8 protein-coding genes, 3 rRNA genes and 2 riboswitches are annotated in these 15,653 nt (G+C 43.8%); all 11 genes read right to left on the bottom strand.

What is annotated here, in order from left to right:
* Positions 1 to 269: 269 nt before the first annotated feature.
* The 11 genes from NSS67_RS31250 to NSS67_RS31300 all read right to left on the bottom strand — a co-directional run bounded on the left by NSS67_RS31250 (position 270) and on the right by NSS67_RS31300 (position 15,648).
* Positions 270 to 1,931 (bottom strand): hypothetical protein, encoded by a 1,662-nt coding sequence (locus NSS67_RS31250; RefSeq protein WP_339317664.1) that lies wholly within the window; start codon positions 1,929 to 1,931, stop codon positions 270 to 272.
* A gap of 156 nt (positions 1,932 to 2,087) precedes the next feature.
* Complete coding sequence (locus NSS67_RS31255; RefSeq protein WP_339317665.1) at positions 2,088 to 2,840, bottom strand: acyl-ACP thioesterase domain-containing protein; 753 nt, start codon at positions 2,838 to 2,840, stop codon at positions 2,088 to 2,090.
* A gap of 238 nt (positions 2,841 to 3,078) precedes the next feature.
* Positions 3,079 to 3,195 (bottom strand): 5S ribosomal RNA (rrf, locus tag NSS67_RS31260).
* A gap of 129 nt (positions 3,196 to 3,324) precedes the next feature.
* A 23S ribosomal RNA gene (locus NSS67_RS31265) occupies positions 3,325 to 6,253 on the bottom strand.
* A gap of 245 nt (positions 6,254 to 6,498) precedes the next feature.
* Positions 6,499 to 8,056, bottom strand: a 16S ribosomal RNA gene (locus tag NSS67_RS31270).
* The 16S, 23S and 5S rRNA genes sit together here, the layout of an rRNA operon.
* Positions 8,057 to 8,425: 369 nt before the next feature.
* Complete coding sequence (locus tag NSS67_RS31275) at positions 8,426 to 9,235, bottom strand: transglutaminase-like domain-containing protein (protein WP_339317666.1); 810 nt, start codon at positions 9,233 to 9,235, stop codon at positions 8,426 to 8,428.
* Between the two features lie 13 nt (positions 9,236 to 9,248).
* Positions 9,249 to 9,329: riboswitch (cyclic di-GMP riboswitch) on the bottom strand.
* Positions 9,330 to 9,435: 106 nt separating this feature from the next.
* A riboswitch (cyclic di-GMP riboswitch) is annotated at positions 9,436 to 9,516 on the bottom strand.
* 120 nt (positions 9,517 to 9,636) lie between these two features.
* The gene (locus NSS67_RS31280) at positions 9,637 to 10,290 is read right to left on the bottom strand and encodes a class D sortase (protein ID WP_339317667.1); all 654 of its coding nucleotides are present in this window, start codon (positions 10,288 to 10,290) and stop codon (positions 9,637 to 9,639) included.
* A gap of 34 nt (positions 10,291 to 10,324) precedes the next feature.
* Positions 10,325 to 10,729, bottom strand: coding sequence for a GtrA family protein (locus tag NSS67_RS31285; RefSeq protein WP_339317668.1), 405 nt, complete (start codon positions 10,727 to 10,729; stop codon positions 10,325 to 10,327).
* On the bottom strand, positions 10,719 to 11,699 hold the full coding sequence (locus tag NSS67_RS31290) for a glycosyltransferase family 2 protein (RefSeq protein ID WP_339317669.1): 981 nt from the start codon (positions 11,697 to 11,699) through the stop codon (positions 10,719 to 10,721). The genes NSS67_RS31285 and NSS67_RS31290 overlap by 11 nt, the downstream gene beginning before the upstream one ends.
* A 99-nt stretch (positions 11,700 to 11,798) precedes the next feature.
* Positions 11,799 to 13,574, bottom strand: a complete 1,776-nt coding sequence (locus NSS67_RS31295) for a phospholipid carrier-dependent glycosyltransferase (protein ID WP_339317670.1) — start codon at positions 13,572 to 13,574, stop codon at positions 11,799 to 11,801.
* On the bottom strand, positions 13,564 to 15,648 hold the full coding sequence (locus NSS67_RS31300; RefSeq protein ID WP_339317671.1) for a glycosyltransferase 87 family protein: 2,085 nt from the start codon (positions 15,646 to 15,648) through the stop codon (positions 13,564 to 13,566). The genes NSS67_RS31295 and NSS67_RS31300 overlap by 11 nt, the downstream gene beginning before the upstream one ends.
* Positions 15,649 to 15,653 lie beyond the last annotated feature (5 nt).

A 15,653-nucleotide genomic window follows, 5' to 3' on the forward strand; every position in this document is an offset into this window, starting at 1 on the left:
TAAATGAATGTTAGCAAATATCGTCAGGCTTTACTCCTGAGCTCAACAGATCTTCAATAATGTATGACTGATAGATATTCTTTAATATTCCGAAACACTAGACTATATTAACCATTCGGGGTTTCGTCCCTTGGAGCGAATAATGAAGAATCATTTAAGCTAGATTTATATCCAACTAGAGCCGATGTAACGAGTATTTTATTATCAGTACTCAACATAAATAAACCCTCACAGCCTTTTGAGGTGCGAGGATTTATTTAGATAATAATTTATTCAAGTACAATTTTCGGAGATAAAAAATCCGCTCTTTTATACTGAAGCCCAAGCTTTAGTATAATATTCTTTATAGGTGCATATGCGGTACCCTCATACATGATAACCTGCTCATCACTTAAATCCACTGTGGCTGTTTTCCCATTTAGCGATAATTTTATTTTTCCTGATTCGAACTTTATAGCTGCACCCAGACCATAAGCCAAATCCTTTACAGAACAATAAACCAGACCATTAGCCCCTTCAAATGAAGGCTGTTTAGTATATCTGATCTGCTTATCTTTATAAATAATCTCCAGTGGTCTCGCGAAGGAGAAATACCTCACTGAATCACCCTTATTGATCACATAATCACCTGTTCTATTCCATCCCCCTGGTAAATCTTTGGTGATTATTCCTGTCAAAATATCTATATTAACGGTTCTTATATAAAACTTTCCGCTTGAGCTAAAGGGTTCATACTCGAGAATTGTATTAGTGTGCCATTTCACTGTCTCAGGCCAGAGTTCGCGATATGGTAATTTTATTATACGAACTTGCTTGTTGTTCTTTATATCATAAATTCTTAACTGCTCATCCTTATATTTACGCGTGTCTTTATCATAAGAGGCTTCAAAACTCACTAAATATTTATTATCTGGCGAAACCGAAGTTTCCCTCACAAAAGAATGTCTGTCTGAAATTTTTTCTATTTTACCTGTCGTATCAGTACGTATTAAGTAATCCCAGCCGTTAATTCTCCTTAACCCAAAAATATTATTGGCTATACGCATTTTCCATTGATATTCGTCCCACTGAAGCTTCATTTCTTTAATTTCGTTAATTTTATGCCCTTTTGCAATTTCATAGTTCTTTCCATTTTTTTTAAAAATAAGTGCGGTTTTATCAATAGTGCTATCTCCTTTTGATTCATAACACCGCCCCATCCTACACTGCTCTTCATTCTTAGGATAGAGGTATTCAGACTCTGTATTTGTTATGTATTGATTACTTGAAAGAGTAATTAATTGTGTTACTTTTGTATCATTATCTGTAAATGTATACAGATCGTTATCCAAATATAAACCTCCAATTGTTTGTCCAGAGTATTTATAATCAATGTGATTCTCCCGGATTTTTTGATTATCTGCTGATATAAAGTAGGTGTAAAAAGGTGGAATCAGGTTTTTTTTCTGTGTTGCCGTTTTTAATAACTTAAGCTCCTTTGTTTTATAATTAAAAGAATAGAGCTTCTCTTCACTCGTCTCTTTTTGTCTATATTCCGAATCCTCCCATGTTGTTACTGTATAAAGACTACTCTTATAAACCACGTATCCATATAATTCTCCATTAATTTTAGTTGTATAGTACGATCCATTATGTTGAAAGTTCTCTCCTTTATCGTTATCGCTACCATCGTTTAAGTTATACCCGGCTGTTGGCGCAAATGAGAATTCTTTGAAGTCATAATCTTCTTCTATCCTTTCACCAGTTCTTAAGTCTATTGTCTCTACCACCACATGAGGATATATCATATTTTCTTCATTGTTTTGATAGAAAAAAATTCGTATTACTACACGATTATCGGAAGACTCCTCGGCCTTGGCATAATGTGTACCCATAAAAATAAATACAAGTAGGAGACAAAATAAACTCTTTCGAATAACAACTTTAACCATAAAGGACCACCTTTCGATATTTTACTAACATCAATATACACCTTCCTTTTATTCACTATGTATTCCTACATATACAAATATATTATAATTTGTAAAATAGAAAAAAGCAGTTTATTCTTAGTCATTACTAAGAATAAACTGCTTTTAATAAACCATCTATAATTCTTCATATCCCATATCTAGGACGGCTTCGAAGTACACCTTATCCCCATGAATCCCTCTTATATAAAAGCCTTCTTTCGTTTCAGAGGAAACCATAATTCGTAGCTCTTCATCATAAGTAGCTTCTTGTATATAGGTAATCCTAAAACGCTTTAGTGTTCTCTCCCAATCTGTCAGCGGAAGCGCATCGCAACACAAATCCCCACACCGGGCATTATTCAAATGTCCGTTGCTATCCAGCCCACTATATCTTACCTGGTATCGATAAGCTTCCTCCATAGTGATATCAGAAGGGAGCGTTACCTTAACAGGCATATCCCCTACTGAATCACCGCTGTAATGCTTAACCTCAACAGGGAGAGCATTAGGTCGAAGGATTTTTCTCTTCTCAATATCCACCAGTGCCCAAATTGTGCGGGCTGTAGCGATCTCTAGATCATCTCCATCAAAAATACGATAATCGCGCTGCCATAGCGCCCCTTTTGTTCCTTTACTCCAGGTACGAACACTAAGCTGATCATTGGGGTGAGGAATACGTTTAAATTCAAGATCGAGCGTAATCATCATCCAGCCCATTCCTGCATTCAAAATCTCTTCCATACTTATCCCCAACTTACCCACTGCGAAGTCCGCCGCGCATTGCATAATATCCAGAATAAAGGATAACTTGCCCTTCGATCGATAATCCGTATCACTCGCATGAACAGAAAATTGCTCTATCCACACAAGATTAGTATTGTTCTCCATTGTTTATCCCCCTACAATGCAAAAAAACCTTGCATTTATTTGAAGTATCCACATATCCCACTGCTCTATCCACATAAATTGGGGACTACTTTTAAAAATGAATATATTTGATTGTTTCATCCACATGTTAGTAACTTTTATTTTTTCGTTATTTCTCCATAACTTATCCACATTATTTAAATTAACCGATAAAGGGAACAAAAAAGCCATTGTTGATAAATCAACAATGGCTTCGTGTGCTTGGCAACGTCCTACTCTCCCAGGACCCTTCGGTCCAAGTACCATCGGCGCTGGAGGGCTTAACGGTCGTGTTCGGGATGGGTACGTGTGGAACCCCTCCGCTATCGCCACCAAACATGCGTCTGTGAAACAGACGCTGCCGCGTGAAATTTCATTCATCACCAGAAGTGACAATGAATTTCTAAGCGTGTTACAGGCTTAATCGCCTGAAAACTGAATCCGAAACAAATCTGCGTTTTAAATATAGGATAAGCCCTCGACCGATTAGTATTGGTCAGCTCCATGCATTACTGCACTTCCACCTCCAACCTATCTACCTCGTCGTCTTCAAGGGGTCTTACTAATTGGGAAATCTCATCTTGAGGGGGGCTTCACGCTTAGATGCTTTCAGCGCTTATCCCGTCCGTACGTAGCTACCCAGCCATGCTTCTGGCGAAACAACTGGTGCACCAGCGGTACGTCCATCCCGGTCCTCTCGTACTAAGGACAGCTCCTCTCAAATTTCCTGCGCCCACGACAGATAGGGACCGAACTGTCTCACGACGTTCTGAACCCAGCTCGCGTACCGCTTTAATGGGCGAACAGCCCAACCCTTGGGACCTACTTCAGCCCCAGGATGCGATGAGCCGACATCGAGGTGCCAAACCTCCCCGTCGATGTGGACTCTTGGGGGAGATAAGCCTGTTATCCCCAGGGTAGCTTTTATCCGTTGAGCGATGGCCCTTCCATGCGGTACCACCGGATCACTAAGTCCGACTTTCGTCCCTGCTCGACTTGTAGGTCTCGCAGTCAAGCTCCCTTATGCCTTTGCACTCTTCGAATGATTTCCAACCATTCTGAGGGAACCTTGGAACGCCTCCGTTACTCTTTAGGAGGCGACCGCCCCAGTCAAACTGCCCGCCTGACACGGTCCCCGTACCGGATTACGGTACTAGGTTAGAACCTAGATACGATCAGGGTGGTATCCCAACGGCGCCTCCACCGAAGCTTGCGCTCCGATTTCTACGGCTCCCACCTATCCTGTACAGATCGTACCCAAATTCAATATCAAGCTGCAGTAAAGCTCCATGGGGTCTTTCCGTCTTGTCGCGGGTAACCTGCATCTTCACAGGTATTAAAATTTCACCGGATCTCTCGTTGAGACAGCGCCCAAGTCGTTACGCCATTCGTGCGGGTCAGAATTTACCTGACAAGGAATTTCGCTACCTTAGGACCGTTATAGTTACGGCCGCCGTTTACTGGGGCTTCGGTTCATAGCTTCGGGTTACCCCTAACCACTCCCCTTAACCTTCCAGCACCGGGCAGGCGTCAGCCCGTATACTTCGCCTTGCGGCTTCGCACAGACCTGTGTTTTTGCTAAACAGTCGCTTGGGCCTTTTCACTGCGGCCCCCTCGTGCTATTCACACTACCGGGGCACCCCTTCTCCCGAAGTTACGGGGTCATTTTGCCGAGTTCCTTAACGAGAGTTCTTCCGCGCGCCTTAGAATTCTCTTCTCGCCTACCTGTGTCGGTTTGCGGTACGGGCACCTTCTCCTGGCTAGAGGCTTTTCTTGGCAGTGTGAGATCATGACCTTCGCTACTACAATTTTCGCTCCCCATCACAGCCCAGCCTTAACGATGTGCGGATTTGCCTACACATCAGCCTCACTGCTTAGACGGACATATCCATCAGTCCGCGTCACTACCCTCCTGCGTCACCCCATCGCTCATAGCGGATTACGGTGGTACAGTAATTTCAAACTGTTGTCCTTCGACTACGCCTTTCGGCCTCGCCTTAGGTCCCGACTTACCCTGAGCGGACGAGCCTTCCTCAGGAAACCTTGGGCTTTCGGCGGATCAGATTCTCACTGATCTTTTCGTTACTCATACCGGCATTCTCACTTGTATGCTGTCCAGCGCTCCTTACGGTACACCTTCAACCCACATACAACGCTCCCCTACCCCAGATACATACGTATCTAGCCATAGCTTCGGTGGTGTGTTTAGCCCCGTTACATTTTCGGCGCAGAGTCACTCGACCAGTGAGCTATTACGCACTCTTTCAATGGTGGCTGCTTCTAAGCCAACATCCTGGTTGTCTGTGCAACTCCACATCCTTTCCCACTTAACACACACTTGGGGACCTTAGCTGATGGTCTGGGCTGTTTCCCTTTTGACAATGGATCTTAGCACTCACTGTCTGACTCCCGGCAATAAGTATATGGCATTCGGAGTTTGACTGATCTTGGTAATCCTTGCGGACCCCGCAACCAATCAGTGCTCTACCTCCACTACTCTTATACCGAGGCTAGCCCTAAAGCTATTTCGGGGAGAACCAGCTATCTCCGAGTTCGATTGGAATTTCTCCGCTACCCCCACCTCATCCCCGCACTTTTCAACGTACGTGGGTTCGGGCCTCCAGTGCGTGTTACCGCACCTTCACCCTGGACAGGGGTAGATCACACGGTTTCGGGTCTACGTCCACATACTAAATCGCCCTATTCAGACTCGCTTTCGCTGCGGCTCCGTCTTCTCGACTTAACCTTGCATGTTAAACGTAACTCGCCGGTTCATTCTACAAAAGGCACGCCATCACCCATAGATAGGGCTCTGACTTTTTGTAAGCACACGGTTTCAGGTTCTATTTCACTCCCCTTCCGGGGTGCTTTTCACCTTTCCCTCACGGTACTGTTTCACTATCGGTCGCCAGGTAGTATTTAGCCTTAGCAGATGGTCCTGCTGGATTCATACGGGGTTTCACGTGCCCCGCACTACTCGGGATCCGTCTCGGAGAGAACACAGTTTAGGCTACAGGGCTTTTACCTCTATCGCGGGCCTTTCCAGACCTCTTCGCCTACCATATTCCTTTGTAACTCCATGTGAGACGTCCCACAACCCCTAAGAGCAAGCTCTTAGGTTTAGGCTGTTCCGCGTTCGCTCGCCGCTACTGACGGAATCACTATTGTTTTCTCTTCCTCAGGGTACTTAGATGTTTCAGTTCCCCTGGTCTGCCTCTACATCTCCTATGTGTTCAGAGATGAGTAACTGCGAATTACCACAGCTGGGTTTCCCCATTCGGACACCCCCGGATCAAAGCTTGCTTACAGCTCCCCGAGGCAGTTTCGTTGTTCGCCACGTCCTTCGTCGGCTCCTGGCGCCTAGGCATCCTCCGTGTGCTCTTATTAGCTTAACCTTCGCTCCGATGTTTCGCTTGTTCGCACAATCGAAAATCTTCACTTAGCATCACTATTAATTTAAACTTGTTTACACAAGTTCAGCTTAAAAGATGTTCTAAAACGCAAATTCGTTTCGGTATCCAGTTTTCAAGGATCAAGTTTAAAGATGAGAGCTTAAACTCTCAAAACTGAGCAACGAGTGAGTTGTGGAAGCTTAGCTTCCGATTTGAATGTCTTCATTGCAGAAGACGATTCTCCATAGAAAGGAGGTGATCCAGCCGCACCTTCCGATACGGCTACCTTGTTACGACTTCACCCCAATCATCTACCCCACCTTCGGCGGCTGGCTCCCTTGCGGGTTACCCCACCGACTTCGGGTGTTGTAAACTCTCGTGGTGTGACGGGCGGTGTGTACAAGACCCGGGAACGTATTCACCGCGGCATGCTGATCCGCGATTACTAGCAATTCCGACTTCATGCAGGCGAGTTGCAGCCTGCAATCCGAACTGAGACCGGCTTTGATGGGATTGGCTTCACCTCGCGGTTTCGCTTCCCGTTGTACCGGCCATTGTAGTACGTGTGTAGCCCAGGTCATAAGGGGCATGATGATTTGACGTCATCCCCACCTTCCTCCGGTTTGTCACCGGCAGTCACTCTAGAGTGCCCAACATTACTTGCTGGCAACTAAAGTTAAGGGTTGCGCTCGTTGCGGGACTTAACCCAACATCTCACGACACGAGCTGACGACAACCATGCACCACCTGTCTCCTCTGTCCCGAAGGCCGCCACTATCTCTAGTGGATTCAGAGGGATGTCAAGACCTGGTAAGGTTCTTCGCGTTGCTTCGAATTAAACCACATACTCCACTGCTTGTGCGGGTCCCCGTCAATTCCTTTGAGTTTCAGTCTTGCGACCGTACTCCCCAGGCGGAGTGCTTACTGTGTTAACTTCGGCACCAAGGGTATCGAAACCCCTAACACCTAGCACTCATCGTTTACGGCGTGGACTACCAGGGTATCTAATCCTGTTTGCTCCCCACGCTTTCGCGCCTCAGCGTCAGTTACAGCCCAGAAAGTCGCCTTCGCCACTGGTGTTCCTCCACATATCTACGCATTTCACCGCTACACGTGGAATTCCACTTTCCTCTTCTGTACTCAAGTCACCCAGTTTCCAGTGCGACCTTAGGTTGAGCCCAAGGTTTAAACACCAGACTTAAATGACCGCCTGCGCGCGCTTTACGCCCAATAATTCCGGACAACGCTTGCCCCCTACGTATTACCGCGGCTGCTGGCACGTAGTTAGCCGGGGCTTTCTTCTCAGGTACCGTCACTCCGATAGCAGTTACTCTACCGGACGTTCTTCCCTGGCAACAGAGCTTTACGATCCGAAAACCTTCATCACTCACGCGGCGTTGCTCCGTCAGACTTTCGTCCATTGCGGAAGATTCCCTACTGCTGCCTCCCGTAGGAGTCTGGGCCGTGTCTCAGTCCCAGTGTGGCCGTTCACCCTCTCAGGTCGGCTACGCATCGTCGCCTTGGTGGGCCGTTACCCCACCAACTAGCTAATGCGCCGCAGGCCCATCCCTCAGTGACAGATTGCTCCGTCTTTCATTCTTTCTTCAGGAGAAAAAAGAAATTATCCGGTATTAGCTACCGTTTCCGGTAGTTATCCCAGTCTGAAGGGCAGGTTGCCTACGTGTTACTCACCCGTCCGCCGCTAAGTTATTTTGAAAGCAAGCTTTCAAAATAACTCCGCTCGACTTGCATGTATTAGGCACGCCGCCAGCGTTCGTCCTGAGCCAGGATCAAACTCTCCAATTAGTATTGAAAAGAGCGATATGCTCATTTTGAAACATCTGACGAGAAAATTAATTCTCTATTTTGGATTTCACTTGCGTGATTTCCTACTCACTCGTTGTTCAGTTTTCAAAGATCAAGTTCTCGTTGGCGCCATTTAATGTCTCAGCAGCAACTCTTATAATATATCATGTTGTTCTCAGTAATGCAAGCTTTATTTTTCGAAAGCCGTTTATATAACTCTCTCAAACATTGCCTGTACGCTGTCTAACAACGCTTAACTATAATAACCTATCTATTAATAAAAAAGCAACCCCTAAAACAAAATAAACAACTAGCTTAATAATTAAGCTGGTTGTTTATTTAATAGAGTTATGATTCTAGCAATACAAATTAATAGTATTTAGCTGCAGTATACTTACTTGAAGCCTTGATAAAATCCGCATTCTTCTTACCTTTCGCTGCTGATGCATCTACCGTGGTATCAATAGTAACCCATTTGCCATCCATCAATACTTCATTCCATGCATGGTATTGCGTAACGTAGCTAGTATTCCCCATCACCAACTTAGCAGGAACATCTACACTACGAAGCATTGCGGCAAAAAGAGAAGCATAATCATAGCAGATTCCTTTTTTAGTATTCAAAGTGTTGTTAATGCTTGGAATATAATCGGTCGTTACGTTATTAGCAAGAGAATAATCATATTGTACATTAGCAATCACATAGTTATAGATTGCCTTAACCTTCTCTTCATCTGTTGTTTTGCCTTTTGTAAGCTCTTTTGCCTTAACGATCGCTTTATCAGAAGAACTCCATTTCACATTCTGTACGGAGCCCAAATATACGGAATTTGAGTCATTCATGGTTAAATCTACTACCTCGGAATAAAGAGCTTTGTATTTGTTACCCGTTGTGTTCTCAAGAACAGAGACTTTATAAGTCCCATTTCCTTGTTGCAAAGGGAAGTCCTCAGCTTGTCCAGAAGCGTATAAATTATATGTATAGCTACTGTTATCTTTTGTGATCATAAGCTTAATTCTTTTGTCTTTTGGAATATCGTAGTTAATCCCGATTACGCCTTGATCCAATTTCGACGTATTCAACCAGTTCGAATCTACACTTGCGGCTTGAGCTGTGTTTACTGGAACCGCAGTAATCAGTACGAACAACGCCACAATCAAAAAATAAACCTTTTTCACGGATAAAACTCCTTTCGGTAGCTGGCTGCCATCCTTTCGGGAAGGCCCTTTAGCTTTGCGTCCCTACCTTTCGATAGGTTTGCCATTTATCGTATAAGCTCTATCTGTCCTAATTTCACTAGACAAATTAATAGAATCAACTAAGTAGAAATGAATCTAAAAACCTTATATATTTTATAAAAACAAAAAAAGCCTCTTCATTCGGTAGCTGGCTGCCATCCTTTCGGGAAGGCCCTTTAGCTTTGCGTCCCTACCTTTCGATAGGTTTGCCGTTTATCGTGTTTAGCTTTTATAGTCTTATACTACCATATTTATCCTCGTAAACAAGAACAAAATTGCTAGATTTTCTATTATTTTATAGTTATTTCTCTGTATTTAAGTTCTCATATCATTCTCATCTGCTATTTGGGAAGCTTGGCGTGAACAATTAAACGATGTGTAGGATCTACTAGTGGGTCACACGTAATTAGGGTAAGAATCTTATCCTTGTTATTCCCATCAAGAACAGATACATCGCTTGGATCTACAACAGAAATATCATAAACCTCGTAATTCAATACCTGATCGCTAGTCTTTACCGTGATAACATCTCCAATAACAACCTCATTCAATCTGTTAAACAATCTGCCCGTAGTTCTAGCTCTGTGAGCAGCAATTGCTGCATTTCCTATTTCTCCAAGTGGAGTCGTCTCTTTCATATGGGCCGCTGCATGCTTCAAATTGGCTTTAGTAGCCCCTTCTAATACAGGTAGCTTCAAATCAATCTTATCTATTTCAATTAAGGCCATTACCTTGCCACCAACTTTGATTTCTGGTTCTGGCTTTTCCGTTTCTTGAGGCTGCGCTTGTGCGTCCAGAACCGATTCCTCTGCTAATAACTGAGTAACTTCGGCATATTTGCTCTTCAGATCAGGCGGTGGAGTACTATCGCTGGTGCTCAGTTCAGCCGATTCTAACAGCTTCTCCTGCTGCCAGTCGCTGTACCATTCGTTAGCTTTTGGATACAGCATGATGAGGATCCCGGCCAGTATGAGAACATACGAGAATTTACGCATGAAATTCACCTCCGTGTATTGGTTCTACTGAAATTCAGAATACCCACTTACGACTTCCAAAAAAGTTGATAATCACCGTGACAAAAGTAACCAAAACCTTGGAGATCAACACTTGCATGCCTAGCTTGTCTGTCAACAGATGCATTAGCAGCAGCGATATTCCTAATACTACAAGATTCAGCACGATAAACTTTAACAACTGTACCTTATCAAAACCCTCTTTGTTGCCACGATTACGATCTCGAAAGGTCACTTTTTTATTCAAAATAAAGCTGTTCGCTGTTCCTGCACTATAAGATATCACCTGCGCTAAACCATATACCATCCCAATAGAGTTCAGTAAAGTGAAGATCACGAAATCAATGAGGGTATTTACCAAACCTACAGCATTAAATTTAAGGAATTGGATGAAAGCTGACCGCAAATTCTTATCTGACATTGTTGTAATCCTTCCGGCGATCCACTTGTTCATCGTTATGATATCCTTTAGTCTCACTTACAATATATAACGGTCTATCCTTAGACTCATCATAAATCCGTCCAATGTACTCTCCGATTACACCTAGCAGCATCAGAACGATACCGTTAAAGAGCAGATTGACGCCTACAATGGAAGCCCAGCCTGGAACCGTCCATGAGGTGAAGAAGATTCTCTGAAATAATACGAAGAATAAATAGAGAAAGCTAGAGAAGGATAGAAAAAATCCAACATAAGTAGCAATCTTAAGCGGCTTATACGAAAAGGAAGTAATGCCATCCAGCGCGAAACGGATCATTTTCTTGAGGGGATACTTAGTTTCTCCTGCAAAACGTTCTTCCCGCTCATATTCCACCATCGTCTGCTTGAAGCCAACCCAGCTTACCAAACCTCTGACATACCGATTCTTTTCCTTCAGCCCCCGCAAGACATCACATACCTTACGATCAATAAGACGGAAATCGCCCGTATCCGTAGGAATGTCTACACTTGTCATACTGCTGAGCAGTCGATAAAAGAGCTTTGCCGTTACCTTTTTGAATATCGTTTCTCCACGGCGCTTCAGCCGCTTCGCATACACAACATCATAGCCCTCTTTCCACTTCTCGATCAATTGCAGAATGACCTCCGGTGGATCTTGAAGGTCAGCGTCAATTACAACGATCGCTTGACCTTCCGCATAGTCCATGCCAGCTGTAATCGCTACCTGATGTCCGAAATTACGCGAGAAGTCAATCAGTTTGACGCATTCATCTCGATCACTGATCTCCCGAATTATCTGGGCCGAACGATCACGACTCCCGTCATTGACGAAGACTAGCTCATAAGTATCGCCGCATTCGTCCATTACTTTTTTCAAACGTTCATAAGTAACGCTAATTACTAGCTCCTCATTGAACATAGGTACAATTACACTATATCTGGCTTTCACCTTTATTCCTCCTACAAGCTTTATGGAGCGTTACATCTTCTTATTATTCATAATAACGCTGTGAGCATAAACTTATTGTTATAGATTCTTTTTAAAAACTTAGAACACCCAAGAAGGGAACCAACGTAGCATGTTCTTCACATAATCACCACTAACCTGCATTCCTGATAGTACCGGATAGAATGCTACAAAGAGCAGCAACGCAACAATTACATAAGTATAACGCACGTAACGTGCTCCAGGATATTTACTATCTAACAACTTCATTATATATACAATACCAAGAATCATAAAAGGCACCATAGCAAAATAATGGTAGATGAAGGTTTCTCTCGGGACAAGCATCCACGGAATATATTGTGAGAAAAAGGCGATCCAGATCATATACAGGTTCTTATCTTTGCGTTTCAGCGTAAGCCAAAGCGTAGCTAGCATTGCAAAAATGCCCGTCCACCAGATAAGCGGATTCCCCATAGTCACTATACTGCTGACCTGACCCTCCGGCAATCCTTCACTGCCACTAAAGAACCAGACCGGTCTCTTCATAAACGGCCATTGCCACCATGAGGACGCAAAAGGATGTGTAGCCACGAGTTGACTGTGGTAGTTGTACATGTTCTTTTGGGAATCAATCAAGCCTTTTATGGTAAAGCCCTCTGCGGATGCAGATAACCCTGGAACAAAAGATAAACTATAAATAATTACTGGAATGATTACGAAGAAAGCAACACAACTAGCTAAAGTAATAATGGTATTCTTCCAAAAGGAATTTACCACTTCGCGACTAGTGCCTAGCAGTTCCTTATCTTTAATCTTTCCTTCTGCAAGGAGCCGTCCGGATGCTCGGTATTCTCTGTAGCGTTCAAAGAGTGAGATCGCTAGCATAATGGCTAGTCCAGCTCCTCCGTACAATACAATCCACTTAGAGGCTACACCAATTCCGAAGAATAGGCCGGACCAGAATAACGGAATTAAGGTTTTTCTTAAGGGCTGCCTGAAGAAATTCATTGTGTAATAACGCTGCATGAAATAAAACATCAGCATGATGAAGAATACTCCATATACATCGATCGTAGAGATTCTTGTTTGTGTGAAATGCATGAAATCCAGTGCGAACAATCCTGCCGCAAGCGCAGCGTATTTGCTCTTTTTAAACAAACGCAGTGCCATCACATAAATGAGAGGCAACATGGCAATCCCGAACAACGTTCCGATAATACGCCAGCCGAATGGATTGACTCCGAACAGCTCCATCCCTACTGCGATCAACAGCTTGCCTAGTGGTGGATGCGTGTTCTCATAAGGCACAATCCCGTGCGTATATTCATAAGCCGTTCGTGCATGATAGATCTCGTCAAAATAAGTGCTGTTCATAAAGTTAGAATATTCCGGAATGAGTGATTGCTCATCAAAAAGATTGGCAGGCACTCCTCTTTTAGCGACTGCATTATCCGGTGTTACACCTGCAATGGGAAGTGGTACTCTTTCTCCCCCCTGCTCATAAAAGGCCATTTCATTCAAAGTAAATCCCGGAGATGTAACTGTAAGCTTTACGTATCTCGCTGCAACGTTCAGAGGCTGGCTTTTCCAGATGAAGACATTCCCAACATCCTCACTTACATCTAACGGACTACTCCAGACATCAGGAGATTCGCTGAATTCGAGTTTAAACTTTCCTGTGCCCACGCCACCAAAAACATTGACTCGCTCTAATTGTTTACTCTGCCCTAGATCTACATAGAAGCTCTCACCGCTGGCGGCAGGCTCCCACAATGTTTCTGGAGATTTTGTAGAACCTAGATTATATAAAGCAACCGCCGCGTAAACGGCAGTAATGACAAGTATACATATCCAATCTATACGCTTAAACTTCATCGCTCAATCTCCCTCCTCTCTGGTGCGGTCTTATTTGCTCGACGACCTTTAGGTCTTCTTCATATTTTTCTTCAGGTGTTGGTGGTGCTGGAAGAGGTCTTATTCCCTTGCGAACATACACATCGTAACCGATATACAGCATATATAGCAGCAGTGCAAGATTAGCTATAGCAGTGAGCAATACGATTCCATCGGAACCTGGGTTGATGCCTGCATTCAGATGAGTCAACGTGTAAGCCACATTAATATACTGCGTTAAGCTGAATCCAAGGAATAGCGATAAAAACCGCCGATCCTTACTTTCTATATAAGTGAACATACAGAGAATAACAGCAGGGAACATATAGCGTTCATGCATTTTGGTTCCAAGCACAAAGACCACTACGATGAGCGCCATACCGATAAAGTAGGATTTAGATAAGTCCAAACGATCCTTTTTAAAGGAATAAAACGCCGCTACGGCCACTGCCACTAAAATAAATATGAAGCCCCATACACGGTAAGTGATGCCCAGCCAGGTTAGGTCAAGGGATGACCACATGGGGGCAGTCAGTGCATATAGATTAAATGCATTCACAGAAGAATATGGATAGGAAGATAGCGTACTCTTATACAGATTAATAAGGCCAACTAAACCACCGTTGTTCCAGAAAAATGGTGCAGCGAGCAATCCGAATACTCCTAATCCATACAAGGCCCCAAATCCAAGCTGCTTCCAAGCACGGTGATGATAGAAAGCAAACATCAATACCGGTGTGAATATTAACGCTTGTGGTTTAATTAATGTTGCTAATGCAAACAAAATCGCGGATTGAACAAACTTTTTGTTCGCAGCTCCATGGATACTGAGCAACAGGAATATTAAGAAGAACGAATCCGCTTGTCCCCACGCCGCTGAATTAATAAGAACCGCCGGATTAAACAGGAACAACAGCATTAAACCAAAAGCTATTCCTGTGCCGAGTTTTTTGCGGGACATTTGATATATGAAGTATCCCAGCACCAAATCAGAAATAATCGCTGGTAGTTTGAACAGCAAATTCTCTCCGCCCGAATCATGCGCAAAGCCAAATACGCCGCGAATAAAACTAAGCATGTACAATATGTACAAATAACCAGGAGGATAATCGGCAAAATATCCTTCTTCATAAAACTTGCTTGGACCTAAATCAACCATACGCTGGCCCCAAGCTATGAAGGTGTTCATGTCGTTCTGATAGCCTTGAGCGGTAAGGCCAATCCATACCCTTAGGATAAAAGCAAGACCAATTGCAATACTGAGCCATTTAGTGTAGACACTCTCAGGTTGCTTCATAAGCTTCTCACTGCGGAATGCCTTTGTATAAAGTACTGCAAAAAATATACTGAAGAGCGCTGAGATCAGCAGCATCTTGGTTGGTGATACTTTATGAGGAGCGTCCGTTTTTTTGTCACCAGCACCCTGACTAACTGCTGCACTATCCAGCGAAATGATGTTGGCCCCTTCGGGAGCGGCATCTAATTTTTCTACAGATAAATCATCGAAATAAGCCTTACCTTGAATCAAGCTAGAGTAGCCCCCCAGACTTGCACCTATGCCGAATTCTTTCTGCTTAGGCCCTGTCTGACCGATGTATTCAAGATACTGCCATTCTCCTGCCGTATCCGTTACGCTGGGATATCCCCCGCCTACTCCAACGGAAAGTATATTGGCGCCCATTCCCTCGCCTGCGGTACTTACTACTTTGATCCATCCAGAGATTTTATAATAACTATCCGGCGTTGCCTTAATCGTCTGTACCCATTTCAAATGATTGGGCTCGATATTCTCAATGACTGCCGCTTTACTACCGGAATGAACCTCGTCCGATTGGATTGAAAGTATGCCAGAGTTGTCTCCTGAAATCCACATATCCTTAGTCCAGTTAGAAGGAGCGTCATCTCCCCCCTCCTCAAAGCCAGGATTCTGCAATAGATTCCCATCTGCATAAATGCTTGTTACAGGAAGCAAAAACAATAACAGCATCAATACAGTCATTGCGGCCGTACGTGTACTCTTGATCATCGTTCCAACCTCACCTCGTCCTATATTCATCTTAG

It is taken from the genome of Paenibacillus sp. FSL R10-2734 (genome assembly GCF_037963865.1).
Taxonomy (GTDB): domain Bacteria; phylum Bacillota; class Bacilli; order Paenibacillales; family Paenibacillaceae; genus Paenibacillus_AQ.